Source organism: Bartonella sp. LJL80, assembly GCF_054871565.1.
The window spans coordinates 276,199-300,849 of the sequence record NZ_JBTXLM010000001.1 but is presented as its reverse complement, the minus strand read 5'-3'; the positions used below and the strand labels follow the sequence as shown (position 1 = coordinate 300,849).

The window sequence follows — 24,651 nt, the reverse complement described above, 5'->3', positions numbered from 1 at the left end:
AGAGGAGCCACCCCTATGAGTGAACGTCTTGAGGACATCGCAATTGCTATGACAGCGGCCGGTAAGGGAATTCTTGCCGCCGATGAGAGCACCAGCACCATTAAGAAGCGTTTCGACAGCATCAATCTCGAATCGACCGAAGAAAGCCGTCGTGATTATCGGGAAATGCTTTTCACTGCTAAAGAGGCTATGGAGAAGTACATTTCCGGCGTGATCCTGTTTGACGAAACCATTCGTCAGAAAGCATCTGATGGCCGTATGTTGACAGACCTGATCAAGGCCGCTGGTTCCATACCCGGTATCAAGGTCGATGCCGGCGCAAAATCACTCTCGGCTTTTCCCGATGAATTCATCACCGAGGGCCTTGATGGCTTGCGCGAACGTTTGAAAGATTATTATGAATTGGGAGCACGTTTTGCCAAATGGCGCGGCGTTATCGCCATTGATAGCCGAAACCTTCCCACGCGTGGTGCCGTAAGGCAAAATGCGCAGGCTTTGGCGCGTTATGCCGCTCTTTGCCAGGAAGCAGGTATAGTGCCGATCGTGGAACCGGAAATTCTGATGGACGGAAAACCTGGAGATCATTCCATTGATCGTTGTTTCGAAGTGACAGAACATGTTCTCCGCACCGTTTTTGACGAGCTTTTTTCTGCCAATGTCAAAATGGAAGGCATGGTATTGAAACCGAACATGGTGATCGATGGCAAAAACGCTCGTAAAGCCTCTGTAGAGGAAGTTGCTGAAAAGACTGTGCGTGTCCTGAAGACGACGGTTCCAGCAACCGTTCCGGGCATAGCTTTTCTTTCTGGTGGTCAATCGGATGAAGAAGCTACGGCGCATCTTTCTGCTATGAATGCTATGGGCAATCTGCCTTGGAATGTGACATTCTCCTACGGTCGTGCATTGCAGGCTGCAGCAATCAAGGCCTGGGGCGGTAAGAAGGAAAATGTCGCTGCCGGTCAGCGCGCATTCACCCATCGCGCCAAGATGAACTATCTCGCCGCTTTGGGAAAATGGTCAAAGGATGCTGAAAACGCAGCTTAACCGATTTCTGAAATAGCTTGTTTAACACTGGAAAAGCCTGAAACACCGCGTTTCGGGCTTTTTTAGTTTCAACTGTTTCATTTTAGTGACAGCGCTAAGGAAAAAAAACACGTACAAGTTTATTTGAGAGTTTAAACTTGAACTAATAATTCAAGTTTATATAGATAAATGCGCATTCGTAAGATTTCTCCATATTTCGGGATGGACGTTGGAGATGTCAGAACATAATGCACGCTACAAGCCTTGCCGGATTCTCTCCGGTTAATATCAGTCAATGCTATTTGAGATATTGGGACGATGATGAACAAACTCACACAGGTTTTAATGATAACTTCCGCGGTTATCGGGGTACAGGCGTTGCAAGCGAAGGCAGCGGATGTAGTTTTGCCCGAAGCCGAGCCGGTAGAATATGTACGCGTATGTGATGCGTATGGCGAAGGCTATTTCTATATTCCCGGTACAGAAACCTGTATGCGTTTGGGCGGCTTCATCTATGCCCAGGCTAAGGGTGGCGACGATGTTTATGCACGCAGCCGTTCAGACCGCAATCCAAAAACTTGGCGCGATGAAGTGCGTACGCATATTCTTGTCGCAACAGCATCTGAAACGGAACTTGGTACCCTGCGCTCGCATATTGAGCTGCGTTCAGACTTTGATGACGGTACAGACTCCAGTTCGTCAGAAATCCGTTTCGGCTATATCGAATTAGGTGGTTTGCATATCGGTATCGACGAATCATCACTCAATACATTTTTTGATTATTATGGCGATTTCATCAATGACGATGTTATCCTCGGCGGTGCCTATCGCACCAATATGATCCAATACACGTATGCTGCCGGTAACGGATTGTCAGCTATGATCTCGCTCGAGCAGGGTGGTGATGAAGATACCGACTACAATGGTAGCATTGAAGATTACACTCCAAATGTCGTTGCCGGTTTAAAGTTCGAGCAGGGTTGGGGCTCGGTAACTGGTGCTGCTGCTTATGATGCCGTCAATGAGACATGGATTGGCAAGGCCAAGGTTAGCCTCAACGTAACAGACCGCTTCAACGTTTGGGTTATGGGTGCTTACAAGGATCTGGACGACACCTATTACGAAGATATCGATGACCTTTCGAGCGTTATCCGCGACGGCCGCAAGGGTGTGCGCGCGGTTGACAGTTTCTACGGTACATGGGGCGGTAACTGGGTAGGTTGGCTTGGCGCTTCCTTCAAGTTTACCCCGAAAGCCACCGGTAATTTCCAGCTTTCATATGAAGGTGTTGGCAATACCTACACCGCAGCCAATGTCGCTTATGAACTGACACCGGGTCTGACATTGATGCCAGAAGTCAACTATCGTAAGTGGAATGATATCCATTCAGATTTACATGGCTCCGACGCAATCGGCGGTGCCATCCGTATTCAACGTGATTTCTAAGCTTGGTAGATCAAGCGTACGTAAAAAAAAGCCCCTCTCGAAGGGGCTTTTTTATTGGATTGAACCCATCAAAACAATGTCAGGCAATAGATAGAGAATAGCACAAGATGAGCGATACCGTTGATCATATGCGTTCTTCTGCCTGTGAATGTCACTGCTGCTAACATCATTGTCGCGATAAACAGGATAATTTCAGAACGGTTCATACCCAACAAAACTGTTTTATTGGCGATGAGGCCGATAAATAAGACCGATGGGACGGTCAAGCCGACAGTGGATAAGAAAGCTCCAAGGCAGAGATTGTTTACACGGGTGTACTCGTTGTTTAACGCAGCTTTCAAAGATGATATCGACTCCGGCGTGAACACAATCACCGCAATAATAACACCGCTTAACGCAATTGGTGCTCCTAGGGCAGCGATACCAAAGTCAATGGTAACGGCCATGTGGTGAGAAAGTAAAACAATAGGCAGCATCAGTGCTATCAAGATGCAGCTGCTAAAGGCCACGGCTTTCCAATCGACAGCGTTCGGCTGCTGATTGACAGAGGTCGCCATTGCCGATCCTGCTTCATCTTTCTCGACAACCATGTGGCCCTTGGTTGGCTGTGTAAACAAGCGATGCCATGGCCCGATCTGCATTGCGAGAAATCCAAGATAGATGAGCAGCGTTGCGCCACCGAGCGCTGTGGCTTCCATGGGGGTGAAAATGCCGTTATCGCCAATAAAATCTGGTAGCCCCAAACCTATAAAGGCCAGCACGGCAATAAGAACAAGATAGATCGTGGCACCCTGTTTGTTATATTCCTGCTGCTTGTAGCGCCAAGCACCGACTATCAGGCAGAGACCTGTGACCAAATTCATGATAATCATCATGACCGAGAAAATTGCATCTTTTCCGACAGATGTAGTCTCACCGGGACCGAGCAAAACCGAAGAAATCAAGATGACCTCTATTGAGACAATTGATAGTGTAAGGATTATCGTCCCATAGGGCTCACCCAGCATGCGGGCCAAGCCATCAGCTTCGTGCACAACGCCGAATGCAGCGTAAAGAATAACTGAGAAAAGGATGGTGAAAACAACAGCTGCTGATATGATCGTCAACGAACTACTTGAAAGTGTCGGCCAACCGAAAGCGAAGACCAGCACAGCAAGCCAAGCCGCGAACAAGCGGTAGAGGCGCATGGAGTGCGATTTCTTATACGTTATGTTGGCTGAAACACGTTTTCTAGCGGTTTTTGTATTGGTCATAGAATAGACTCCGGCTGATAAATTGCAGGGTCGTCCCTATGAAAAATCGCGCCTTAAGCGCAGGAATGGTCGTCCATCCCGTTTGTTTGCTAGACCATCAAATGGGTATATTTATGCGCAAAAACACCATTATGATTTATTTTTTGCGCTATTTTTGGGGATCATTCGTCTTCAAAACGACTGAACAATCCCCAAAATGATCTTATTGCTTACGCCTATGGGCGCCAACAATGAATCATTAAAACTCTGACTCGTCTTCTTGCCGATCGCTTTTAAGTGATGAAAGCTTTGCAAAAACTTTATCGGCGTCTAGTTCTTCCTCTTCAGCTGCATGAATATCAAGATTTTCAGTCGCTGATGCTGGAAGCAACGTTCCATCTTCCGGCATAACCGCTGGACGGTTTTTAGAAGCGCGTTCAACTTCGATATCAAGATCGATTTGGGAGCAAAGGCCCAATGTAACCGGATCAAGAGGAGTGAGGTTGGCTGAATTCCAGTGAGTACGCTCGCGGATTTGTTCAATCGTTGATTTCGTCGTACCAATCAGACGCGAAATCTGCGCGTCTTTAAGCTCAGGATGATTACGCACCAACCACAAAATAGCATTAGGGCGATCCTGACGCTTTGACAATGGCGTATAACGAGGACCTTTACGCTTGCTTTCAGGAATGCGAACTTTTGGTTCGGCAATTTTCAAGCGGTAATTGCCGTCTTTTTCTGCGCGCGCAATCTCGTCGCGTGTCAACTGGCCTGTATTGACCGGGTCGAGACCTTTAATTCCCTGAGCAGATTCACCATCGGCAATGGCTTTGACTTCCAGAGGATGCAGCTTACAAAAAGCGGCAATCTGGTCAAAAGACAGGGCTGTGTTGTCAACCAGCCAGACGGCTGTGGCTTTGGGCATCAAAAGTTGCGTTGCCATAAGATAGTATCCTCTTGTTCGCCCGCTCCGGTGAGGCGGGACGTGGACTAGACCACAATTTCCGGGAAATCATGCAGCCTTATAACCCAAATTTATCAAAACGACAAGCCACGCTGTTGTACCGCATGTCTTATCAAACGATTTTCAAAACAATCTTGCCAATATGCTGGCTTGATTCCATGCGTTCATGTGCTTTGCTGGCTTGTTCAAGTGTAAAGACTTGATCCATCACCGGTGCAACACTACCTTCCTCCAATAATGGCCAAACTTTTTCATAAAGCGCTTTGGCAATCGCTGCTTTAAAAGCGGTATCCCTTATTCGCAAAGTTGAGCCGGTATGTGTCAGTCGTTTCACCATAATGTAATTCAAACCGATGGTTGCGTTATGGTCTTTTAAAAATGCGATCTGGACAATCCGGCCGTCATAGGCCGCTATTTTATAATTTTTATTGGTGTAATCTCCGCCGACCATATCAAGAATAACGTCGACACCTTTTTTGCCGCTGAATTTCTTAACTTCTTCAACGAAATCTTGTTCGCGGTAATTAATAGCAAGGTCAGCGCCCAATTTCGTGCACGCATCGCATTTTTCTGTTGTTCCGGCTGTAGCAATCACTGTTGCGCCAAATGCCTTGGCGAGTTGAATGGCGGTTGTTCCAATGCCGGATGTTCCGCCATGAACGAGAAAGGTTTCACCGGCTTTGAGTTGGCCTCGATCAAAAACATTGCTCCATACCGTAAAGAAGGTTTCGGGCAGGGCTGCTGCACGGATAAAATCATATCCTTGGGGAATCGGCAAAGCATTGTCCGAAGCCACCACAGCATATTCAGCATAACCACCGCCAGCGATAAGCGCTGTCACATGGTCGCCCAACTTGAAGCGGCTGACTGATTTTCCAACCTTGACGACCTCGCCAGCGACTTCCAAACCTGGCAGAGGAGATGCTCCCGGCGGCGGCGGATAGCTGCCTTGTCTTTGCGCCACATCGGGTCGGTTAACGCCGGCAGCATGAACGCGGATGAGAATATCATTGTCCGTTACCGCTGGAACATCTGTCTCGATTAGTTTCAGGACATCTGGTCCGCCTGCGCCATCTATGGCAATGGCGCGCATTTTTTCAGCTATCGTCATTCTCTATCGTCTTTCTTCTTGGTATTATAAGGGATATGCAGTCTCACTCACGAAAGACAAGTTCATGACGATCGACGAAAGCATGCCAATACGAAAAGCCCAGCATCAGCTCGGTCAAGATATATCCATGCTGTCTTTTGACGAATTGACAGCCAGGACAGCCCTTCTTGAAACTGAAATTTTCCGTTTAAAGGAAGAACAGAACAAGAAGGACAAAAGTCGTGCAGATGCCGAGGCACTATTCAAATCGAAATAGTTTATGCTGTTTGGGTTTTCAGCTTTTCGATCTCGTCTTTCAGGACGAGCTTTTTGCGCTTGAGATCTGAAATTTCGAGATCATCTGTAGAAGGTGCGGCCAGAGCCTCATTGATTTCCGTTTCAAGATCGCCATGCTTGCGTTCCAGAGATTCCAGATGTGCTTCAATTCCCATAACAGTACTCCTTTCGTTTCCACCTTTGGACTTATTCATTGTGAATGTGTTTTTTAAGCATCCAAGGAAATAAATTTGTCACCTTTATGATTATTTGTCGATGTCATTCGGATTTATTTTCATCACAGTGATTAGGCATTTCCGCAAAACATAATCTATGTTATAGGCGCAATCAGAGCGGTCAGGCATATTTCAGTACTGGCGAAGCACTTTATATAATTCAACATCATCATGCAGGGCGGCGGTCATGTCCGAACAAGAACAGGCAGACATCAAACTGGCAGTAGCCAGACTGAAGCAGGATCATGCCGATTTTGATGCAGCGATTGAAGCCATGCTGGCGGTTGGATGTGACCAACTGCAAATCCAACGGATGAAAAAAAAGAAACTCGGTATCAAGGATCAGCTTCAAAAGCTTGAAGATCGGATCATTCCAGATATCATTGCCTGAAAAACCAAAGACGGGAAGTGATCATGGCGGAAAAAAAATGTGATGTAGCCATCATTATGGGGAGCCAGTCAGACTGGGAAACCATGCGGCATGCTGCCGAAACCTTGACAGCGCTTGAAATTGCTTTTGAAGCGCGGATTGTATCCGCACATCGCACGCCCGATCGGCTGGTGGCGTTTGCTAAGGGTGCCAAGGATGCTGGTTTTAAAGTCATTATTGCCGGTGCCGGCGGTGCGGCGCACTTGCCAGGTATGACTGCCGCAATGACGCCCTTGCCGGTTTTTGGCGTGCCGGTTCAGTCGCGCGCGCTTTCCGGTCAAGATTCACTCCTTTCTATTGTGCAAATGCCAGCAGGTATACCGGTAGGAACCTTGGCAATTGGCAAAGCCGGTGCCATCAATGCGGCCTTGTTGGCTGCAGCAATGTTGGCAGTCTATGACGACGGTTTGGCAAGTCGGCTTGATCTGTGGCGTGAAAAGCAAACGGCAAGTGTCGCCGAGTTTCCAGTTGATGAGGTTTGAAATGAAGCGTCTTGAGCCCGGTGCAACGATTGGAATCATCGGCGGTGGCCAGCTTGCGCGGATGATGGCCATGGCTGCCGCAAGGCTTGGTTTCAAGACGGTTATACTGGAACCACAGGTGGATTGTCCCGCTGCGCAGACAGCCAACCGTCATATTGTTGCAGCTTATGATGATAATGAAGCGCTCGACGCTTTGGCAAAGGCCTGTGACGTCATCACCTATGAATTTGAGAATGTGCCGGCAGCTGCCATGGATAGGCTGGCTGAAAAAGCCACGATTCATCCACAACCGGCAGCGCTTGAAATATCGCAAGACCGTTTCCTTGAAAAAAAGTTTTTAAACGAAAGTGGTATTGAAACCGCACCTTGGCATTTGGTCGATGACCGGCCGTCTCTTATTGCCGGCCTTGCTGCCATTGGCGGTAAAGGTATATTAAAAACGCGTCGGCTTGGTTATGATGGCAAAGGCCAGATACGTCTTGACCAGCCCGATGAAGCCGGGATTGATCAAGCTCTCAGCGAAATTGGCGATGTGCCGGCTATTCTGGAGGGTTTTGTTGATTTCACCAAGGAGATTTCTGTGATTGCGGCCCGCAACCAGCAAAAGCAGGTCATCTTCTACGATTGCCCTGAAAACGTACACCGAGACGGCATATTACGAAGCTCGACGGTTCCGGCTTCCATTGATGTGAATACCAGCAAAGCCGCGCAAAAGGCTGCTGAAATAGTTCTTCATGAATTGGATTATGTTGGTGTCATCGGCATGGAATTTTTTGTTTTGGCCGATGGATCCATCATTGCAAATGAGTTTGCACCAAGGGTCCACAATTCGGGACATTGGACGGAAGCTGCCTGCTTGATTTCGCAGTTCGAACAACATATCCGCGCGGTTTCCGGTTTGCCATTGGCTGATGCCAAGCGTCACAGCAACTGTGTTATGGAAAATCTTATTGGTGATGATGTTGACCGGCTGACGGATTTACTGCGCGAACCGCAAACGTTGATCCATCTCTACGGTAAGTCGGATGTTCGCCCCGGCCGCAAGATGGGGCATGCGACGCGGTTGACCGGACACGCCTGACTACTGTCTCATGTTAGAGTGATGAGCTCGGTGATCCGGAAAAACCTTATTTTTTGAATCATTTGCAGTTGACAAAGCCTATCAGCTCAGGCTATTTGGCCAACAGATTTCAGGCTCGGTTGCGGGCTTATTTAATTTTGCCCGGCGACGGGTTACAGAAACGGTGATTGAAATGAAGATCAAAAATTCGCTTAAAGCGCTTAAGGCTCGTCACCGCGACAACCGTTTGGTTCGCCGCAAGGGTCGTATTTATATCATCAACAAGAGCAACCCGCGTTTCAAGGCACGTCAGGGTTAATCTGTTCGACTATCCTTAAAAAAAGGCTCCATTTCGGGGCCTTTTTTTATGTCTGCTGACTGGCGCCATTGCGTCACCACAATCGTCTATCTATATTGCATGCTAAAATCGATATTCAGGATGTGATGTTGAATAAATTGCGCAGTGGATTTTTCAGTGTTTTGCTATGCCTCTGCTTTGGCTTTGGCCCTATTCCGCTTTATGCGCAGGGATTGCCGGAGCTGCCACCGCAAGAGGACCCCGAATCTCCTTTGCTATCGCCTGAAGATATGATTCCGGAAAAACCATCGCCTGACGAAGCTTTACCTGAACTTGGTAAAGACCAGAATGCTGCTGAACGCAAGCAAATGGAACTTGACCGGCTATTTGCATCCTTGAAACGCACTGTTGATGTAAAAGCTGCTGCGACCATCAGCCGCCAGATACAGGGGCTTTGGGCGCAGTCGGGAAGTGACACGATTGATCTGTTAATGCAGTGGGCGGAAGATGGTATCAATGAACAGAATTATGCTTTGGCCCTAGATTTCCTTGATAATGTCGTCGCTTTACAACCAGATTATGCCGAAGGCTGGATGCGGCGCGCGGCAGTTCATATCCAAACGAATGATATCAAACTGGCTATGCTGGAGCTCAATGAAACGTTGAAGCTTGAGCCGAGAAATTACAATGCCATGGTACTTTTGGGTTCCGTCATGGAAATGACGGATAGGGATGATTTGGCTCTGAAGGCTTATGAGCAGGCCTTGCAATATTATCCCCAGATGCGCAAAGCCCAAAGCCGCATTTCTGACTTGCTGGAAGAGCAAACCGATAAGGCGATTTAATTTGGCTTTGCCACTGGTGAAGTATCGTCTTTCATCTTATATTGGTTTTGGCGTTCTGCACTTCCCGACAGGAATAACTGCATCCCCGGGGCCTTATTGATCTCTAAGGGAGCTGTCCCTGAGGGGGCTCGTGGGCCTCTTCATATGGCACCCACCTACGTTGTAGGTTCCCGGGATCAAAACCTTTCCATCGGTTGCTGTGGTTCGCCGCTTACATTTTGTCGGGTGTTGTAGAATCTCGACGTGGGAGTTCTCTATGCCTCAATCTTTATTTATTGTCGGTACTGATTACAGTACGTTTACACGAAGCGTTCGCATTTATTGTGAGCTGATGGGAGTTTCCTATGAAACCGGTATGACGGTGCATGGCGAAACGCTGGCTTTAAGATCAGCAGCGCTTAAAGATTATCATCCTTTCGGCAAAATTCCTGTCCTGTTGCAAGGCGAATTGAAAATTTTTGAAACAACGGCGATTTGCCGCTATCTCGATGCTCTTTATCCGGACAAATCACTGAGGCCCACTGCTGCAAGTGACGCAGCGCTTGTTGATGCTTGGGCGCAAGTCATTTCTATCTATGTCGATAAGGCAGTGTTGAGAGATTATGTGCTGGAATATGCTTTTCCAAAAGGTGAAAACGGAAAAGTTCGTTTAGACATAGTGGCTAAAGCACTTCCTGCTGCACATGAAAGCCTCGCTGTTGTTTCGAAACAGTTAGCGGAGCAGGCATTTTTATGCGGAAAAAGCTTCACTTTGGCGGATGCTATTTTGCTGCCGATACTCGACTATGCATCACAAGTTCCCACCAAAGCAAAACTCTTTGCTGGTCTGGATAATCTGCTGCGCTATGTCGAACGATTGAGAGCAATACCGGCTGTACAAAAAGTCATCAGCGGCAAATGAAGAAAGACAAGAACGCTTTACGGGTGGAGTGTCTAGCGCGACGTGACGCGATGGATCCAGAGCAGCGTTTGAAGATTGCCGGGCAGATGGCTGAAAATGTTGATGATGCCATACGCATCATGACAGGAAAAGTCGTAAGTGGTTTTTGGCCCATCCGCTCGGAAATCGATCCGCGACCTGTTATGATGGCGCTGCATAAACATGGTTTTCAACTCGCGCTTCCTGCGTTGATTGATAAAACAACGATGGTTTTCAGATCATTTGAAAACGAATCGCAATTGGTGCCGATGGGGTTTGGTACATTCGGTCCCGGACAAGACTCGGTGATGGTTGAGCCGGATTGTCTTTTGGTTCCGCTTGCGTCTTTTGATAAAAATGGCAACCGCATTGGTTACGGTGCAGGCTACTATGACCGCGCCATAGCGCAGATGCATCGAAACGGGCGGAATCCTCTATTGATTGGCTTCGCATTTGATTGCCAGCAAGTAGAGCATATACCTGCTGAACCGCATGACATTCCACTCGACAGAATTTGGACAGAAAGTGGTTTGCGCATTTTATAAAGTTTGATTAAAACATCGACTATGAGATTTTTATTTTTAGGCGATATGGTCGGAAAAACCGGCCGCACAGCGGTATTCGAGAAGCTCCCCGGCTTAATATCGAACTTCAAGCTCGATTTTGTCGTGGTTAATGGAGAAAATGCCGCATCGGGTTTTGGTATAACCGAGCGCATCTATCGTGAAACATTAGAAGCCGGTGCCGACGTTGTTACAACCGGCAACCATGCTTTTGATCAAAAAGAAACCTTGAATTACGCTAACCATAGCGATTGCTTTTTGCGGCCAGCCAACTTTCCGAGGGGCACCGCCGGCAAGGGTTCAGGTGTCTTTATCGCGAAAAATGGAGCGCGTGTTCTCGTTGCCAATGTGATGGGACGGGTATTTATGCATCCTGATCTCGATGATCCGTTTGAAGCAGCAGAAAAGATCGTGGGGGATTGTCCCCTGGGCGAGCAGGCAGATGCTGTCATATTTGATTTTCATGCCGAGGCAACGAGTGAAAAACAGTGCTTCGGGCATTTTCTGGATGGTCGAGCCAGCGTTGTTGTTGGCACCCATACGCACGTGCCAACCGCAGATGCACAAATATTGAATGGTGGAACCGCCTATATGTCAGATGCGGGTATGTGCGGCGATTATGATTCGTCGTTGGGAATGGACAAAGAAGAGCCGCTCAACCGATTTGTCACCAAGGTTCCACGTGGGCGGTATGAGCCAGCCCATGGCCCGGCAACGATTTGCGGACTGGCGGTGGACATATCAGACCGAACGGGGCTGGCGGAAAAAATTTCACCGCTGCGTATCGGTCCGAGACTGCACGAGGTTATCCCTAATTTCTGGTAAGGATTGCGCTCTCTTTACCTTTTCGCCAGTTTTCCGTATAAGGCGACATTCAGAATTTCAAAACGCTGTCCGACGGGGTTGCTCGCATCTAGGCAAGGCTCTCTGTCGCCAAAACCTGAAAGGTGAGCCATGGCAGGCCATTCTCAATTTAAAAACATCATGCATCGTAAAGGCCGTCAGGATGCTATGCGATCTAAGATGTTCTCCAAACTTGCACGCGAAATTACCGTTGCTGCCAAGCAGGGGACACCGGATCCGGCGATGAATCCGCGTCTGCGCCTCGCAGTTCAGAATGCCAAAGCACAATCGATGCCGAAGGACAACATCGAGCGTGCCATTAAAAAGGCAACCGGTGGCGATGCAGAAAACTATGATGAGGTACGTTACGAGGGATATGGTCCGGCTGGCGTTGCTGTTATTGTGGAAGCATTGACAGACAATCGCAATCGTACGGCATCGAACGTGCGCGCCGCATTTACGAAATCCGGTGGTGCTTTGGGAGAAACCGGATCTGTGGGATTCATGTTCAACCGTGTTGGCGAAATTGTCTACAAGTTGGAAGTCGGCGATGCTGACACCGTCATGGAAGCCGCAATCGAAGCTGGTGCAGAAGATGTGCAAACAGATGAAGACGGTCATGTCATCATCTGTGCTTTTGAAGACATCGGTGAAGTATCCAAAGCATTGGAAGCATCATTGGGTGAAGCAGAATCCATCAAGACGGTTTGGAAACCTACGACTGGTGCGCCGGTTGATGAAGAAAAGGCCCAGTCGGTTCTACGTTTAATCAATACACTCGAAGAAGACGATGATGTGCAGAATGTCTACGCCAATTTCGAAGTGAGCGATGAGGTATTGGCCAAGCTATCCGCTTGATCGGCCTCCATTATCTTGTACGATATTTTTCGTTACTTAAACCAAATCACTGATTCGAGCCCAACCCTTTTTCTTGTCATCGGATGCTGGTTTTTTGGTTTAGCGATAGCGCTGTGTTGTATCGGGCTGGTTCTCCTGTTTCATCATAGGCATCGCAGAATCGCCCTAGTTTTGTTCATCATCGGGCTGCTCGTTCTGTTCATGATAGCAAGTATGGTCGCCGGCATGTTGACGATTACTCTGGAAGATATGGGTTAGAAAATATCCATAAAAAAACCCGCCATGAAGGCGGGTTTTTTATTATATTTGGTAAAGATTTTAGATACCGAGATTGCCAAAACGGTTCTTGAACTTGGACACGCGACCACCACGATCGAGAAGTGTCTGCGAACCGCCAGTCCAAGCTGGATGGGTTGTTGGATCGATATCGAGGTTCATAGTGTCACCTTCTTTACCCCATGTTGAACGGGTAAAATATTCGGTGCCATCGGTCATCACTACCTTGATGGTGTGGTAATCTGGATGAATATCAGCTTTCATGACGCAAACTTCCTGCTTTTAACTGTAACGATGGACCGCTTTATGCATTTTCATGGTGCGATCCGTTCGTCAATTTGATAAACAAAGCCCGGACAAGAACCGGACTTTTGCAAAAATCTGGTGTTGCCTATACATCAGCAAGAGCAATAGCACAAGGGCGCAATCGAAGATGGATAAGCAGGCCGGCATAGAAAATGCCGAAAAAAACACAACCAATCGACAAAAACGGAATTTACGCCCGCTTTCTACACTGTTTCCCTATGTCTTACGATACCGCAAACTTGCATTTTCAGCAGCAGTCTCTTTGGTTCTAGCCGCTCTTGTCATGTTGGCGTTACCCATTGCCATTCGGCGTATGCTTGATCATGGTTTTACCCATAGTGACGGTTCCATGATCAATTCCTATTTCGGCGTGCTGTTTCTATTGGCAGCCATTTTGGCCATTGCCTCTGCCGGGCGGTATTATTCGGTAATTACACTTGGGGAACATGTGGTTGCTGACCTTCGACGCGATGTTTTTGCCCATATCATTAGTCTCTCGCCGGAGTTTTTCGATCGTTCGCACTCAGGCGAGATTGTATCGCGCTTATCTGCTGATACAACACAGATCAAATCAGCTGTCGGTGCGACAGCCTCTGTGGCACTGCGCAATCTGATAATGGCGGTTGGTGCCGTTATCATGATGATCGTCACCAGCCCCAAGCTCTCGGCAATGGTTCTTGTCGCCATTCCGATTGTGGTCATTCCTTTGATAGCCTTTGGAAGAAAAGTACGGGTGCGAACACGTCTTGCGCAAGATCGTCTTGCGGATGCGACGGCATTGGCCTCGGAACAGGTCGGCTCCATACGCACAATACAGGCCTTCACGGCAGAAAGTATGGTCAACAGCCGGTTTTCGGCCCTCATCGAACGCGCTTTCCAATCTGCTCGTGGCTCGATACTCTCGCGCGCTTTCCTGACCGGTTTTGCAATTTTTCTGGTGTTTGGCAGCGTTGTCGCCGTACTTTGGATCGGTTCAAACGACGTATTGGATAATACGATGAGTGCCGGCACTCTTGGGCAATTTGTCCTATACGCAGTCTTTGGTGCCAGCGCGTTTGGGCAACTCTCTGAAGTGGGCGCAGAATTGGCTCAAGCGGCGGGTGCAGCAGAGCGCCTGGCTGAGCTCCTTGTCGAGATACCGCAAATAACGGTGCCGGCAGCTCCGCTCAAAATGCCCGTTCCTGCAAAAGGTGCGGTGACGTGCGAAAATGTTGATTTTGCCTATCCGACACGGCCGTTACAGCCTGCACTCCATGGGTTTTCTTTTTCAGCCAAAGCGGGTGAAACCATTGCATTCGTCGGACCGTCAGGTGCTGGGAAAAGCACGATTTTTTCGCTTATTTTGCGTTTCTACGATCCGCAGAAAGGTACTATCTCGTTCGACGGTATCAATGTTGCACAGGCAGATCCACATGATTTGCGCGCACGCATAGCCTATGTGCCGCAGGATGTGGCAATTTTTGACGGGACATTGCGCGACAATATCGCATTTGGGGCGAAGGATGCCGATGATGCGGCAATTGAAGCCGCTGCAAAGGCTGCCCATGCGCTCGATTTCATTCAAGCGTTGAAAGACGGATTTGATACACAGGTCGGGGAAAGGGGGGTTACCTTATCCGGTGGTCAAAAACAGCGCATTGCCATTGCCCGGGCTATTTTGCGTGATGCCCCTTTATTGCTTTTGGACGAAGCCACATCCGCACTTGATGCCGAAAGCGAAATGCTTGTTCAAAAAGCTCTTGAACGATTGATGCAAAATAGAACGACACTCGTTATTGCGCATCGTTTGGCAACTGTGCTCAAAGCAGACCGCATTCTGGTGCTCGATCAGGGACATATTGTTGAAGAAGGTACTCATGAAGAATTGGTCGCACGTGACGGCCTTTATGCTCGCTTGGCGAAGCTGCAGTTTTCCCACTGAAAACTGCCAAATGGTGAGATAGACGTTACATGGTTCACATTCACAAACAACCGCAGATCGACGGCCAATCGGGCTGGTATGAAATATCGCCCAACGGGCATAGGCAGGGACGCCAGCTGGTAGGGCATCATGAATTTGATTATGTCATTATAGGTGCCGGCTTCACCGGTGTCTCTCTCGCGCATCGGTTGTCTGAGCACCAACCAAAGGCGAAGATTGCTGTGGTCGATGCGCTGAAGGTCGGGCAGGGCACATCTGGTCGCAATGCAGGTTTCATCATCGACGTGCCGCATAATGTTGATGGCGGCAAAACCGACCCCGCGCATGATCAACGTCTTTATCGCTTGAATAATTTTGCTATAGACCGCTTACGTCAATTCAAGGATCGCTATGACATCGCCTGCGATTGGCAGGATGCTGGAAAATATATGGCAGCACATGAAAGCCGGAATCTTTCAGGGCTCGATCATTTTGCTGCGCAGCTAAAAGCGGACGGTTTTGCCTATGAAGACATTAGCGGCGAGGCATTAAGCCGTCGGTTGGGGACTTCTTACTATCAGCGGGCTATCTATACGGCGGGGAATATTCTAGTTAATCCCGCCGCTTTGATTTGCGGTTTGGCCCGTCATCTGCCCGCTAATGTCGTCGTCTTCGAAGATAGCCCTGTCACCGAAATCCGTTATGGTTCAAAACATCATCTTTCTACGCCAACGGGGTCAATAAAGGCCGGCTTTGTCGTTCATGCAGGCAATGTCTTTAATAGTGAGTTCGGATTCGTAAAAAATCGTCTTGTACCAGTCTACACCTATGCAAGTTTAACCCAACCTCTAGACAAAGCGGATGTGGAGAGACACTTCTGCAACGTCGTGCCTTGGGGGCTGACCTCGGCTCATCCAGCAGGCACAACCGTGCGCTTGACACCGGATAGACGTATCTTCATCCGCAATATCTTACGTTTTTCAGCATCGCTTTCTACCGGTGACAGACATTTAGGAAACGCGTTAGAACAACACCGTAAATCGTTCATTGCACGTTTTCCGCAACTCGCCCACGTCAAGTTTGATTATACATGGGGTGGCATGATTGCCGTTACGCTTAACCAGCATTCAGTTTTCAAGCAACCGACAGATAATATTATGGTGCTTAATGGTTGTAATGGGGTGGGTGTTGCGAAAGGTACGTATCTGGGCTGTTTTGCTGCCGATGCAATTTGCGGCGATGATAATGCTGACATGCAATTTATACGCGCGAACAGTTGCCCCAGCTTTATTCCGCCGGATCCAATCCGTCGTATTGGCGCGCAATATCGACTGAAAAAAGAACAGCGCCGTGCTGGCGGAGATAGATAAAGCGCATCGGAGTTTGAGACCACAACACGCTTTGTCGATTGTATGTAAATATTGCTGGGATTTATTAGCTAGAGCGCTTTTCGACCTGATTGTATCAGGCCGGTGCGTATCAAGCTTTTGATTTGTCGCGGTATCTTATCCGATTGATGATTCACATCAATCGGGAACTGCTCTAGATTGGTTTTCTAAGCGTTTTCATCAAGGCGCCGTGAACCAACTCATTTCCGGCGATGATATTCTTTTTGCCAAAGATATCCTGTCCGCCATCCTTGTCACTGACAAAACCGCCCGCTTCACGCACCATGAGAAGACCTGCTGCCATATCCCAAGGCTGGAGATTATCTTCCCAAAAGCCATCAAGGCGTCCGGCTGCTACATAAGCAAGATCAAGAGCGGCAGCACCTAAGCGGCGTATGCCAGCAACTTCACCCATGACATTGCGTAATTCGACCAGATAATGTCCGTGCTGGCCGCGCCCTAGATGTGGAACGCCGGTGCCAATGACACAATCTTCCAACTTACGGCGCCCTGCAACGCGCATACGACGATCGTTAAGGAACACACCGCCACCACGTTCTGCTGTAAACAATTCGTCCAAAGCGGGGTTATAAATGACACCGGCAACAATTTGTCCCTGCCGTTCCATCGCGATAGAGACGCCGAAAAAAGGTATGCCATGCAGAAAATTGGTTGTTCCGTCCAAAGGGTCGACGATAAACCGGTGTTGGGTATCCTCACCGATAATCTCACCCGATTCTTCCATCAGATAGCCATAATCGGGACGGGCTTTCATAAGCTCGTTTTTGACGATTTCTTCAGCCTTGCGGTCGGCCTGGCTGACATAGTCGGCCGGGCCTTTCAATGATACCTGCAGGTTCTGCACCTCGCCATAGTCACGGGCCAGCGAGCGGCCCGCTTTCATCGCCGCTTGCACCATGACATTCATTATTGCTGAACGTGCCATAAGTTAAACCTTTTTAATCTGCGCGACGCAGATAAATGAGTTCATTCGTGTCGACGATAACCCGCTCGCCGGATGAGATGAATGGCGGCACCAGAATGCGGATGCCATTTTCAAGGATGGCCGGCTTGTATGATGAGGCCGCTGTCTGTCCTTTGACAACCGGATCAGCTTCAGTGATAGCCAATGTCACTTGATCGGGAAGGTTGATGCCGATTGGCTTTTCTTCATAAAGCTCAACCGTTACTGTCATGCCATCTTGCAGAAATGCGGCGCGGTCGCCGACAAAATCCTTTTGCAGTTCAAGCTGTGCATAGGATTCTGAATCCATGAATACCAATGTGTCGCCTTGCTCATAAAGGAATGTAAAATCCTTCTGCTCCAAGCGCACCTTTTCGACAGTTTCAGCTGCGCGGAAACGTTCATTCAGTTTTGTGCCGTCAATCAGGTTTTTCAATTCCACCTGATTGAATGCGCCACCTTTTCCGGGTTTCACCGCATTGCATTTGACGGCCGCCCAGAGGCCGCCATTGTGTTCAATCACATTGCCGGGCCGGATTTCATTGCCATTGATCTTCATATTATCGGTCCAATTTTGATTATCTTTGGAAAGGACATCGTTGAAATGTCCTGTATTGTGGTTTTCAAGACCATAAAATTGCTTTGGAAGCAAGGGGAGGTCTGAAATTTTAAAGCGTCGGCATAAGCTCGGCAGCTTTTTTTGAAGCGGCGGCAAGCTGTTCGTCCGACATGCCCTCCAGCATGGATTCCAAGTCTGGCGCCTCCATCTTGGCCTGTTTAGCCACCATATACCATGCGGCAGCCATGACGGTGTCACCATCCGTTCCGATGCCGTCACGATATAGCCTTGCAAGATTAATTTGTGCCGGGGCAATCATTTTGCTCGAATTAAGAAGCAGAAGATTGAATGCGCCTTTGTAATCACGTGGCCCACCACGGCCTTCAACCATCCATTTTGCCAGCGTAATTTGCGCCGGTACGTGGTCTTTTGCAGCGGCTGCCTCCATCAACTTGCGGGCATTATCATCATCACGCGGCCGTTTTGGTGTCCCGCGCGCCAATATCTGGCTTGCTGCATAGGCGGCATCTGGATTGCCAAGAGCCGCTCCCTTCAAGAACCAAGAAAGGCCGACTTCCAACGCATCATCAATGTCAGCCTTATTCATCAGTAGCTGACCATAATAGAAATAAGCCTCGGGAACACCGGCATCTGCGGCTTTCCGAACGTATTCTTCGCCTTCAGCCTGATTTTTCGTGACGTAATTTCCGTTAAAAACCATAAGCCCGTAACGCAATTCCGCTTGTGGGTCGCCTTGTTTGGCAGCGCGCCCGAACCAAAGTGCGGCACGCGCCCCATCCAATGTCACTGCATAGCCTTCTGTATACATTCGTCCGAGAAGGGTTTGAGCGGTAGGGTCGCCTTTTTCTCCCCGTTTCAGCGCTTCTGTGAATGCTGTCAGATAATTTCCAGCGGTATAATTGTCATAGGCAAAATCATATTGGCCCGCTTTAAGAGGCGCTGTCGCATTCGTCTGCTTATTGGCGGTTGGGCGGGCACCTCTTTCAGCCTCGTCGCTATCAGCTTTTGCCGATGCGCTGCCTGCAAAGGGTGCAAGCAAAGCCAATGTCATAAAGATGCGCGCAATCGCCTTCATCCCTGGGACTCCGTCATGCTCTCAGTTCTTGCGGCGATCATTGCAGTGATGCTGTCAATAGCTTCAACAATGTCGTGAGCGCCAAAAAGCGCTTCTTCAATAGCAATAAATTCAGCCCCTGTTGCCAGAACATCGTTGAAAGTGGCGATATCTGCACCAGCCTGGACAATTGCCGGAATTTCCATCACCTCAGACCACCATTGTGCCAATGTGAGATTGCGGGAATGGGCCTCAGGCTTTTTGTCGGCGCCAAGCTTGCCAAACAGCAGATAGTCAGGTTCGCATTCGCCAACCTCCATCGAGCCGTGTTTATCGCGCAAATTGCCGAAACCTAAAATCATTGTGTCATGGTGGCGCTCAATCATTTGGCGAAGGTCATCGACTTTACCCTCGAGGTGAACACCATCTGCTTTGATACGTCCGGCTATCCGGCTATCATTGGCAATCAACAGCGCCACGCCTTTTGCCTGGACAATGTCAATCAGAGACTCAGCCGATTTTTGCAAAAAAGCTTCGTCATTTTGCGAATCATAAAGAATGACACTGGCGAAGTCACCGCGCTCCAATCCGTCTGCAAGGCGGTTTGCTGCAAGCATACGGCGTGCATCTAATGTCATGATAAGTCGTGGCGTCATAAAATTGTTACTGTCTGTCATGCTGCAATCATAAGGAAATAAAAAGGATGAATTAGGGCAAATCTATCATCCCACCCCTAATCATTCCTTACAATGATTTCAATCTGGAAAGAAATGTGATCGTTGCCGAATGCAATTTCGACTCCATTTTGGTGTGTGATGGTTTAATGACAAAACCGAGCATGGCCCTTGCCGTGTGTAGAGAAAGCCAAAGGCAATAAAAATATGACACAACCGATGATGTCCAAGCGTGATACCCGCATTGATGTTTTCCGTGCCTTAGCGTTATTGACAATTTTTATCAATCATGTGCCCGGCACCATCTATGAGTGGTTTACCCATAAGCATTTCGGCTTTTCTGATTCGGCGGAAGCATTCGTACTGATTTCGGGCGTTGCAGTCGGGCTTGCTTACGGTTCAAAGTTCATCGGTGAAAATCGCCTGCTCATCTCTTTGAAACTTTGGCGCCGCTCGGCGACGCTGTATTCAACCCATATTATGACCACACTCATCAGTCTGGCAATTTTCATTGCTGCGGCCACATTTCTTCATCATCCGGAGTTCTTGCGGGTCAATAATATACCCATGTTGTTGAAAGAGCCGGCCAAGGCGCTGCTTGGCGTTGTGACGCTGGGGCACCAACTCGGTTATAATAACATTCTTTCGCTTTATATGGTGTTGATGTTGGCTGCGCCTTTGATGCTCTATCTTGCCAATAAAAGCATGAAGCTTCTATTGCTTGGCTCGGTGGTGCTTTATCTCGTCGCTGGTTTCTACGGGATTGCACCGCATAATTATCCGACAAAAGGTGTCTGGTTTCTCAATCCGCTGTCCTGGCAGTTGCTTTTTGTCATCGGTATCGCCGCAACAGTGCACGTGAAACGTGGTGGGACGTTACCATCTCATCCGCTTTTGTTGCTTGCGGCAATTTCCTATCTGGTCATTTCGCTCTTGTGGGTGCGTTTAGGCTGGTGGTGGATCAACCCGACTATGGGTATGCCCGCAACCTTGACAGGGTTTAATAAAACCTTTTTGAGCCTTCCTCGTTTGTTGCACATATTATCACTGGCTTATGTTGTTGTGATGATTCCGCAGATCAATCGGTTGGCGCGTGTGTCGCAGATAAATCCATTGGCTATCTTGGGCAAACACAGCCTTCCGGTTTTCGTTACCGGTACAATCCTTGCCATGGGAGGCCAGGTTTTGAAAACGGTCAATCCGGGCGGGCTGTACTATGACACTCTGTTGATCGCGACCGGCATTGTCATCCAGTTTGCCGTGGCCTATTATCTTGAATGGGTCAAGATTGCGACCAAACAGGCAAAACCGGTTGTGCAAATGCCGCTCGAAACCAATGGCTTCAATGCATCGCAAAAGGTACGTTCACCGGCACAAAACGTGGCGGATACCGCTTGGCAAAAAGCGTAAAAGTCACGCTAACCTGTTAACAGCTTTATGCCGTTAACCTTGCATTAAGGATTTCATTGCGAAACCATTTTCGTTTGTGCATTTTGCTGTAAGCGAGATGCACAAACGATTGTCGGGAACCTCCAGTCACCGGCTGTCGTTTGTACCTCGATTGAAGCGATGTGGAGTAAAACGGGTGAATCCGCAAGGATTGCAGGCAGATAACACGATATTCATGTTCGAGCATGGTGCTTTCGACAATGCTTTTACTCGTCTTTATGATGAGGGGATGGCATTAATCGAAGAAACCGCGAGCTATATTGATGGTGCGGGCAAAATCGCTTCAAGGAGTTTGTCTGGTGAGGCTTCGGCTCTCTATGCAAGTGAAGCGATGCGGATGAGTACGCGCTTAATGCAGGTGGCATCGTGGTTGTTGCTTTTCCGTGCAGCGCGTGACAAGGAAATGACACCTGAGCAAATACGACAGGAAAAAGCAAAAGTTTCGCTCAATACCCCGTCCGCCGGTTTAAACAGCGCGCAATGGAATGAACTACCCGAAGAATTCAGGCAACTTGTCAATTATTCGATCCGCCTTGAAGATCGGGTCAGGCATATGGATCATGATGTCGATAATGCCTTGATGGCAGCATCTGGCCAGCCAAACCCCGTTAGCGAGCAGATCGACATGTTAAAGGCAGCTTTTCAACGCGATTAACATCCTGTTCATTTTGTTTCCCTTTTGTTCACATTTGACTATCTTCAAGCCTTTAAAAGCTCTAACCTTTGCAACATGGCAGAAGCGATTCGAATAGTAGGTATTGATCCTGGATTAAGACGTACAGGTTGGGGCGTTATAGAAACGCTTGGCAATAACCTTAAATTTATCGCCGCGGGAACCGTTAAATCGGATGAAAAATGTGATTTAGCCTCACGACTGTGCCAACTCCATACCGGCCTTGCCGACATTCTACATCAATTTATGCCGCAGGAAGCAGCCGTAGAGCATACATTCGTCAATAAGGATGCTGGTGCTACGCTCAAACTGGGACAAGCGCGTGGTATCGCCCTTCTTGTTCCAGCGCAGGCAGGCTTGCCCGTTGCGGAATATGCGCCGAATGCTGTCAAAAAAGCTGTTATCGGCGTTGGTCATGGCGAGAAACAGCAGATTCACATGATGGTCAAAGTCTTGATGCCGCGTGCAAGTTTTGATTCCAGTGATGCGGCCGACGCACTGGCAATTGCAATTTGTCACGCGCATAATCGCAATAGTCTTTCCCACCGATTGAAGGCGTTGGCATGATTGGAAAACTCAAAGGTATTGTCGACGAAATTGATGATGACCATGTGATCGTCGATGTTCATGGTGTTGGCTATGTGGTGTTTGCATCAGCGCGTGTTCTAGGTGCTTTGCCTTCGGTTGGTGAGGCAGTGACCCTTTTTATTGAAACGCAGGTGCGTGAAGACGCGATCAGGCTTTTCGGGTTCCAATCCAAACTGGAACAGGAATGGTTTCGTCTATTACAAAATGTTCAAGGCGTGGGCGCAAAGGTTGCCTTGGCTTTGTTGGGAACATTGTCTCCTTCCGAACTTTCGAATGCCATTGCCCTTCGCGATCTGGCCATGGTCAGCCGCGCACCGGGGGTTGGCAAAAAAGTGGCAGAACGCATCGTCACGGAGTTGAAAAACAAGGCTCCGGCTTTTGCGATTGATAATGCGCATATGGGGTTGAAACATGAACTTGGAGAAGGCGTTGCCGCCCAACCTGTTGCCGATGCCGTATCCGCGCTTGCCAATCTTGGTTATTCGCGCGATCAGGCAGCCAATGCTGTCGCCGCCGCTGTTCGTGATGCTGGCGAAGGTGCTGACTCTGCCAAGTTGATACGGCTTGGCTTGAAAGAACTTTCAAGGTAAAACGCTGCTATGGATGATCAGGAACGCCTTCTTACAGCAGACAAACGTGGCGAGGATATTGATACATCGCTGCGACCGCAGCTACTGGATGACTTTGTTGGCCAGGAAGCGGCACGGGCGAATTTGAAGGTTTTCATCGAAGCGGCAAAAACCCGAAATGAAGCATTGGATCACGTTCTTTTCGTTGGCCCTCCGGGTTTGGGAAAAACCACCTTGGCACAAATCATGGCCAAAGAATTGGGGGTCAATTTTCGTTCGACCTCTGGGCCGGTGATTGCCAAAGCGGGCGATCTTGCAGCCCTTTTAACCAATCTTGAAGAGCGGGATGTTCTCTTTATTGATGAAATCCATCGTCTCAGTCCCGCTGTTGAAGAAATTCTCTATCCGGCGATGGAAGATTTTCAGCTAGATCTCATTATTGGCGAAGGCCCTGCTGCCCGCTCGGTCAAGATAGATCTGGCAAAATTCACGCTTGTCGCTGCAACAACGCGGCTCGGACTTTTGACGACCCCCTTACGGGATCGTTTCGGCATTCCGGTAAGGCTTAACTTTTATACGGTCGACGAACTTGAATTCATTGTGCGCCGTGGGGCACGTATTTTTCAAATGCCTATCGCAGCAGACGGTGCGCGTGAAATAGCACGCCGTGCACGAGGTACACCGCGGATCGCCGGTCGTCTTTTGCGAAGGGTGCGGGATTTTGCGCTGGTTGCCAAGGCCGAGACCATAGATAGAAAAATAGCCGACGAAGCCCTGTCGCGTTTGGAAGTCGATAGTCTGGGGCTAGATCAACTCGACCGGCGTTATTTAATTATGATTGCCGAAAATTTCGGCGGTGGGCCTGTCGGCATTGAAACCATTGCTGCCGGACTATCGGAGCCGCGCGATGCAATCGAGGATATTATCGAACCCTACCTTATCCAACAGGGCTTTATCCAGCGTACGCCGCGTGGACGTGTGATGACACCCAAAGCGTGGACGCATATGGGCCTCGCCGCGCCTCAAACGCCGAATGCTACCCAATTTGGTCTGTTTGGTGGTGAAAATGACTGAGACAGTACCGTTTTGCGGTGAGATCATCGATGGTGTCCATCGGCTTTTTGCACGTGTTTATTTCGCCGATACCGATTTCTCCGGCGTGGTCTATCATGGACGCTATCTTGAATTTTTCGAACGCGGACGGTCTGAATTTCTCCGTGTCAGCGGCATCCATCATACCGAGCTTGCCAAAGGTGTAAATGGAGAAAAGCTGGTTTGGATTGTCCGGAAAATGGAAATAGACTTTCGCAAGCCTGCACATATTGATGATGTATTGTTAATCGAAACAAAGATCGTAAAACTGGGCGGGGCCCGTATTGTGATGGGTCAGAATATATCTTGCGCGGATAACTTACTGGTATCTGCCCGTGTTGAGGCGGCGCTGATTAACGGCGAAGGCCATCCGCGGCGATTCCCTAAAGATTTTATAGACAAGTGGTCAATCGTGACGGATTGAGGCATCAATTCAATAAGTGGCTGCCGAGAGATTTGCCGACCGCTTTTAAAGGTATTCTTCAACCACCTTCAAATGAGATATAAAAGCGATTGAGAAGCTGCGAATTGTTTCGATTGCTTACCAATCATTAACCATAGACATGTAAGACT

At 48.7% G+C, this 24,651-nt stretch carries 29 protein-coding genes and 1 other RNA gene; 21 read left to right on the top strand and 9 right to left on the bottom strand.

The features are described from left to right. The first annotated feature begins 15 nt into the window (after positions 1 to 15). Entirely contained in the window at positions 16 to 1,044 is a 1,029-nt protein-coding gene (locus tag ACYSNS_RS01335; protein ID WP_461721326.1) for a class I fructose-bisphosphate aldolase, read from the top strand. Between the two features lie 297 nt (positions 1,045 to 1,341). Continuing rightward, on the top strand, positions 1,342 to 2,469 hold the full coding sequence (locus ACYSNS_RS01330) for a porin (protein WP_461721325.1): 1,128 nt from the start codon (positions 1,342 to 1,344) through the stop codon (positions 2,467 to 2,469). A gap of 68 nt (positions 2,470 to 2,537) precedes the next feature. On the opposite strand, the gene ACYSNS_RS01325 is transcribed toward ACYSNS_RS01330, so the two are convergent. The 3 genes from ACYSNS_RS01325 to ACYSNS_RS01315 all read right to left on the bottom strand — a co-directional run bounded on the left by ACYSNS_RS01325 (position 2,538) and on the right by ACYSNS_RS01315 (position 5,776). Next, a complete protein-coding gene (locus ACYSNS_RS01325; RefSeq protein WP_461721324.1) occupies positions 2,538 to 3,722 on the bottom strand; it encodes a calcium:cation antiporter in 1,185 nt (394 codons plus the stop codon). Positions 3,723 to 3,960: 238 nt separating this feature from the next. Further along, a complete protein-coding gene (locus tag ACYSNS_RS01320) occupies positions 3,961 to 4,644 on the bottom strand; it encodes a DUF1013 domain-containing protein (RefSeq protein ID WP_461721323.1) in 684 nt (227 codons plus the stop codon). 133 nt (positions 4,645 to 4,777) lie between these two features. Further along, positions 4,778 to 5,776, bottom strand: coding sequence for an NAD(P)H-quinone oxidoreductase (locus ACYSNS_RS01315; RefSeq protein ID WP_461721322.1), 999 nt, complete (start codon positions 5,774 to 5,776; stop codon positions 4,778 to 4,780). A gap of 64 nt (positions 5,777 to 5,840) precedes the next feature. On the opposite strand from ACYSNS_RS01315, the gene ACYSNS_RS01310 reads away from it, so the two are divergent. Beyond that, positions 5,841 to 6,032, top strand: a complete 192-nt coding sequence (locus tag ACYSNS_RS01310; RefSeq protein ID WP_461721321.1) for a DUF1192 domain-containing protein — start codon at positions 5,841 to 5,843, stop codon at positions 6,030 to 6,032. Between the two features lies 1 nt (position 6,033). Here the strand turns inward: ACYSNS_RS01310 and ACYSNS_RS01305 are convergent, their stop codons facing one another. Beyond that, entirely contained in the window at positions 6,034 to 6,207 is a 174-nt protein-coding gene (locus tag ACYSNS_RS01305) for a YdcH family protein (RefSeq protein ID WP_461721320.1), read from the bottom strand. 247 nt (positions 6,208 to 6,454) lie between these two features. Here ACYSNS_RS01305 and ACYSNS_RS01300 point away from each other — a divergent pair, with 247 nt between their 5' ends. The 10 genes from ACYSNS_RS01300 to ACYSNS_RS01255 all read left to right on the top strand — a co-directional run bounded on the left by ACYSNS_RS01300 (position 6,455) and on the right by ACYSNS_RS01255 (position 12,565). Next, on the top strand, positions 6,455 to 6,658 hold the full coding sequence (locus ACYSNS_RS01300; RefSeq protein ID WP_461721319.1) for a YdcH family protein: 204 nt from the start codon (positions 6,455 to 6,457) through the stop codon (positions 6,656 to 6,658). Positions 6,659 to 6,681: 23 nt separating this feature from the next. Further along, positions 6,682 to 7,179: a 5-(carboxyamino)imidazole ribonucleotide mutase gene (gene purE, locus ACYSNS_RS01295; protein ID WP_461721318.1), complete on the top strand. Its 498-nt coding sequence runs from the start codon at positions 6,682 to 6,684 to the stop codon at positions 7,177 to 7,179. 1 nt (position 7,180) lies between these two features. Beyond that, positions 7,181 to 8,260: a 5-(carboxyamino)imidazole ribonucleotide synthase gene (locus ACYSNS_RS01290; RefSeq protein WP_461721317.1), complete on the top strand. Its 1,080-nt coding sequence runs from the start codon at positions 7,181 to 7,183 to the stop codon at positions 8,258 to 8,260. A 172-nt stretch (positions 8,261 to 8,432) separates the two neighbouring features. After that, positions 8,433 to 8,558 (top strand): type B 50S ribosomal protein L36, encoded by a 126-nt coding sequence (gene ykgO / locus ACYSNS_RS01285; RefSeq protein ID WP_461721316.1) that lies wholly within the window; start codon positions 8,433 to 8,435, stop codon positions 8,556 to 8,558. A 125-nt stretch (positions 8,559 to 8,683) separates the two neighbouring features. Next, positions 8,684 to 9,382 carry a hypothetical protein gene (locus tag ACYSNS_RS01280; RefSeq protein ID WP_461721315.1) on the top strand — a complete coding sequence of 233 codons (699 nt, stop codon included), beginning with the start codon at positions 8,684 to 8,686 and terminating at the stop codon, positions 9,380 to 9,382. 49 nt (positions 9,383 to 9,431) lie between these two features. Continuing rightward, a non-coding RNA gene (gene ssrS, locus ACYSNS_RS01275) (6S RNA) lies at positions 9,432 to 9,592 on the top strand. A 46-nt stretch (positions 9,593 to 9,638) separates the two neighbouring features. Continuing rightward, positions 9,639 to 10,283, top strand: a complete 645-nt coding sequence (locus ACYSNS_RS01270; protein ID WP_461721314.1) for a glutathione S-transferase family protein — start codon at positions 9,639 to 9,641, stop codon at positions 10,281 to 10,283. Further along, positions 10,280 to 10,846 (top strand): 5-formyltetrahydrofolate cyclo-ligase, encoded by a 567-nt coding sequence (locus ACYSNS_RS01265; RefSeq protein ID WP_461721313.1) that lies wholly within the window; start codon positions 10,280 to 10,282, stop codon positions 10,844 to 10,846. The genes ACYSNS_RS01270 and ACYSNS_RS01265 overlap by 4 nt, the downstream gene beginning before the upstream one ends. Positions 10,847 to 10,867: 21 nt before the next feature. Next, positions 10,868 to 11,689: a TIGR00282 family metallophosphoesterase gene (locus ACYSNS_RS01260; protein WP_461721312.1), complete on the top strand. Its 822-nt coding sequence runs from the start codon at positions 10,868 to 10,870 to the stop codon at positions 11,687 to 11,689. Positions 11,690 to 11,818: 129 nt separating this feature from the next. After that, entirely contained in the window at positions 11,819 to 12,565 is a 747-nt protein-coding gene (locus ACYSNS_RS01255; protein WP_461721311.1) for a YebC/PmpR family DNA-binding transcriptional regulator, read from the top strand. 318 nt (positions 12,566 to 12,883) lie between these two features. Here the strand turns inward: ACYSNS_RS01255 and rpmE are convergent, their stop codons facing one another. After that, positions 12,884 to 13,105 (bottom strand): 50S ribosomal protein L31, encoded by a 222-nt coding sequence (gene rpmE, locus ACYSNS_RS01250; protein WP_461721310.1) that lies wholly within the window; start codon positions 13,103 to 13,105, stop codon positions 12,884 to 12,886. Between the two features lie 169 nt (positions 13,106 to 13,274). Between rpmE and ACYSNS_RS01245 the strand changes: the two genes are divergently transcribed. After that, positions 13,275 to 15,068 carry an ABC transporter transmembrane domain-containing protein gene (locus ACYSNS_RS01245; RefSeq protein WP_461721309.1) on the top strand — a complete coding sequence of 598 codons (1,794 nt, stop codon included), beginning with the start codon at positions 13,275 to 13,277 and terminating at the stop codon, positions 15,066 to 15,068. A gap of 29 nt (positions 15,069 to 15,097) precedes the next feature. Continuing rightward, a complete protein-coding gene (locus tag ACYSNS_RS01240) occupies positions 15,098 to 16,417 on the top strand; it encodes an NAD(P)/FAD-dependent oxidoreductase (protein ID WP_461721308.1) in 1,320 nt (439 codons plus the stop codon). A 172-nt stretch (positions 16,418 to 16,589) separates the two neighbouring features. Here ACYSNS_RS01240 and ACYSNS_RS01235 read toward each other — a convergent pair whose 3' ends face one another. The 4 genes from ACYSNS_RS01235 to ACYSNS_RS01220 form a co-directional block, all read right to left on the bottom strand. Next, positions 16,590 to 17,381, bottom strand: a complete 792-nt coding sequence (locus ACYSNS_RS01235; RefSeq protein ID WP_461721307.1) for an inositol monophosphatase family protein — start codon at positions 17,379 to 17,381, stop codon at positions 16,590 to 16,592. 13 nt (positions 17,382 to 17,394) lie between these two features. Continuing rightward, positions 17,395 to 17,958 carry an elongation factor P gene (efp, locus tag ACYSNS_RS01230; RefSeq protein WP_461721306.1) on the bottom strand — a complete coding sequence of 188 codons (564 nt, stop codon included), beginning with the start codon at positions 17,956 to 17,958 and terminating at the stop codon, positions 17,395 to 17,397. Positions 17,959 to 18,067: 109 nt separating this feature from the next. After that, positions 18,068 to 19,054 (bottom strand): tetratricopeptide repeat protein, encoded by a 987-nt coding sequence (locus ACYSNS_RS01225; protein ID WP_461721305.1) that lies wholly within the window; start codon positions 19,052 to 19,054, stop codon positions 18,068 to 18,070. Then, positions 19,051 to 19,710 carry a thiamine phosphate synthase gene (locus ACYSNS_RS01220; RefSeq protein WP_461721304.1) on the bottom strand — a complete coding sequence of 220 codons (660 nt, stop codon included), beginning with the start codon at positions 19,708 to 19,710 and terminating at the stop codon, positions 19,051 to 19,053. The genes ACYSNS_RS01225 and ACYSNS_RS01220 overlap by 4 nt, the downstream gene beginning before the upstream one ends. Positions 19,711 to 19,914: 204 nt before the next feature. On the opposite strand from ACYSNS_RS01220, the gene ACYSNS_RS01215 reads away from it, so the two are divergent. The 6 genes from ACYSNS_RS01215 to ACYSNS_RS01190 all read left to right on the top strand — a co-directional run bounded on the left by ACYSNS_RS01215 (position 19,915) and on the right by ACYSNS_RS01190 (position 24,502). Continuing rightward, positions 19,915 to 21,117, top strand: a complete 1,203-nt coding sequence (locus ACYSNS_RS01215; RefSeq protein WP_461721303.1) for an OpgC family protein — start codon at positions 19,915 to 19,917, stop codon at positions 21,115 to 21,117. A gap of 214 nt (positions 21,118 to 21,331) precedes the next feature. Further along, positions 21,332 to 21,811, top strand: coding sequence for a protease adaptor protein RcdA (rcdA, locus tag ACYSNS_RS01210; protein ID WP_461721873.1), 480 nt, complete (start codon positions 21,332 to 21,334; stop codon positions 21,809 to 21,811). 75 nt (positions 21,812 to 21,886) lie between these two features. Continuing rightward, positions 21,887 to 22,396 carry a crossover junction endodeoxyribonuclease RuvC gene (ruvC, locus tag ACYSNS_RS01205; protein ID WP_461721302.1) on the top strand — a complete coding sequence of 170 codons (510 nt, stop codon included), beginning with the start codon at positions 21,887 to 21,889 and terminating at the stop codon, positions 22,394 to 22,396. Continuing rightward, entirely contained in the window at positions 22,393 to 23,007 is a 615-nt protein-coding gene (ruvA, locus tag ACYSNS_RS01200) for a Holliday junction branch migration protein RuvA (RefSeq protein WP_461721301.1), read from the top strand. Before ruvC ends, ruvA begins: the two co-directional genes overlap by 4 nt. 9 nt (positions 23,008 to 23,016) lie before the next feature. Beyond that, positions 23,017 to 24,060 (top strand): Holliday junction branch migration DNA helicase RuvB, encoded by a 1,044-nt coding sequence (ruvB, locus tag ACYSNS_RS01195; protein WP_461721300.1) that lies wholly within the window; start codon positions 23,017 to 23,019, stop codon positions 24,058 to 24,060. Further along, complete coding sequence (locus tag ACYSNS_RS01190; protein WP_461721299.1) at positions 24,053 to 24,502, top strand: YbgC/FadM family acyl-CoA thioesterase; 450 nt, start codon at positions 24,053 to 24,055, stop codon at positions 24,500 to 24,502. Before ruvB ends, ACYSNS_RS01190 begins: the two co-directional genes overlap by 8 nt. Positions 24,503 to 24,651: the final 149 nt, after the last annotated feature.

What these genes read in the sequence shown, in the direction of transcription:
- ACYSNS_RS01335 (WP_461721326.1), top strand. Translation starts at nt 16, where the DNA reads ATGAGTGAACGTCTTGAGGACATCGCAATTGCTATGACAGCGGCCGGT.
- ACYSNS_RS01330 (WP_461721325.1), top strand. Translation starts at nt 1,342, where the DNA reads ATGATGAACAAACTCACACAGGTTTTAATGATAACTTCCGCGGTTATC.
- ACYSNS_RS01325 (WP_461721324.1), bottom strand. Translation starts at nt 3,722, where the DNA reads ATGACCAATACAAAAACCGCTAGAAAACGTGTTTCAGCCAACATAACG.
- ACYSNS_RS01320 (WP_461721323.1), bottom strand. Translation starts at nt 4,644, where the DNA reads ATGGCAACGCAACTTTTGATGCCCAAAGCCACAGCCGTCTGGCTGGTT.
- ACYSNS_RS01315 (WP_461721322.1), bottom strand. Translation starts at nt 5,776, where the DNA reads ATGACGATAGCTGAAAAAATGCGCGCCATTGCCATAGATGGCGCAGGC.
- ACYSNS_RS01310 (WP_461721321.1), top strand. Translation starts at nt 5,841, where the DNA reads ATGACGATCGACGAAAGCATGCCAATACGAAAAGCCCAGCATCAGCTC.
- ACYSNS_RS01305 (WP_461721320.1), bottom strand. Translation starts at nt 6,207, where the DNA reads ATGGGAATTGAAGCACATCTGGAATCTCTGGAACGCAAGCATGGCGAT.
- ACYSNS_RS01300 (WP_461721319.1), top strand. Translation starts at nt 6,455, where the DNA reads ATGTCCGAACAAGAACAGGCAGACATCAAACTGGCAGTAGCCAGACTG.
- purE (WP_461721318.1), top strand. Translation starts at nt 6,682, where the DNA reads ATGGCGGAAAAAAAATGTGATGTAGCCATCATTATGGGGAGCCAGTCA.
- ACYSNS_RS01290 (WP_461721317.1), top strand. Translation starts at nt 7,181, where the DNA reads ATGAAGCGTCTTGAGCCCGGTGCAACGATTGGAATCATCGGCGGTGGC.
- ykgO (WP_461721316.1), top strand. Translation starts at nt 8,433, where the DNA reads ATGAAGATCAAAAATTCGCTTAAAGCGCTTAAGGCTCGTCACCGCGAC.
- ACYSNS_RS01280 (WP_461721315.1), top strand. Translation starts at nt 8,684, where the DNA reads ATGTTGAATAAATTGCGCAGTGGATTTTTCAGTGTTTTGCTATGCCTC.
- ACYSNS_RS01270 (WP_461721314.1), top strand. Translation starts at nt 9,639, where the DNA reads ATGCCTCAATCTTTATTTATTGTCGGTACTGATTACAGTACGTTTACA.
- ACYSNS_RS01265 (WP_461721313.1), top strand. Translation starts at nt 10,280, where the DNA reads ATGAAGAAAGACAAGAACGCTTTACGGGTGGAGTGTCTAGCGCGACGT.
- ACYSNS_RS01260 (WP_461721312.1), top strand. Translation starts at nt 10,868, where the DNA reads ATGAGATTTTTATTTTTAGGCGATATGGTCGGAAAAACCGGCCGCACA.
- ACYSNS_RS01255 (WP_461721311.1), top strand. Translation starts at nt 11,819, where the DNA reads ATGGCAGGCCATTCTCAATTTAAAAACATCATGCATCGTAAAGGCCGT.
- rpmE (WP_461721310.1), bottom strand. Translation starts at nt 13,105, where the DNA reads ATGAAAGCTGATATTCATCCAGATTACCACACCATCAAGGTAGTGATG.
- ACYSNS_RS01245 (WP_461721309.1), top strand. Translation starts at nt 13,275, where the DNA reads ATGGATAAGCAGGCCGGCATAGAAAATGCCGAAAAAAACACAACCAAT.
- ACYSNS_RS01240 (WP_461721308.1), top strand. Translation starts at nt 15,098, where the DNA reads ATGGTTCACATTCACAAACAACCGCAGATCGACGGCCAATCGGGCTGG.
- ACYSNS_RS01235 (WP_461721307.1), bottom strand. Translation starts at nt 17,381, where the DNA reads ATGGCACGTTCAGCAATAATGAATGTCATGGTGCAAGCGGCGATGAAA.
- efp (WP_461721306.1), bottom strand. Translation starts at nt 17,958, where the DNA reads ATGAAGATCAATGGCAATGAAATCCGGCCCGGCAATGTGATTGAACAC.
- ACYSNS_RS01225 (WP_461721305.1), bottom strand. Translation starts at nt 19,054, where the DNA reads ATGAAGGCGATTGCGCGCATCTTTATGACATTGGCTTTGCTTGCACCC.
- ACYSNS_RS01220 (WP_461721304.1), bottom strand. Translation starts at nt 19,710, where the DNA reads ATGACAGACAGTAACAATTTTATGACGCCACGACTTATCATGACATTA.
- ACYSNS_RS01215 (WP_461721303.1), top strand. Translation starts at nt 19,915, where the DNA reads ATGACACAACCGATGATGTCCAAGCGTGATACCCGCATTGATGTTTTC.
- rcdA (WP_461721873.1), top strand. Translation starts at nt 21,332, where the DNA reads ATGTTCGAGCATGGTGCTTTCGACAATGCTTTTACTCGTCTTTATGAT.
- ruvC (WP_461721302.1), top strand. Translation starts at nt 21,887, where the DNA reads ATGGCAGAAGCGATTCGAATAGTAGGTATTGATCCTGGATTAAGACGT.
- ruvA (WP_461721301.1), top strand. Translation starts at nt 22,393, where the DNA reads ATGATTGGAAAACTCAAAGGTATTGTCGACGAAATTGATGATGACCAT.
- ruvB (WP_461721300.1), top strand. Translation starts at nt 23,017, where the DNA reads ATGGATGATCAGGAACGCCTTCTTACAGCAGACAAACGTGGCGAGGAT.
- ACYSNS_RS01190 (WP_461721299.1), top strand. Translation starts at nt 24,053, where the DNA reads ATGACTGAGACAGTACCGTTTTGCGGTGAGATCATCGATGGTGTCCAT.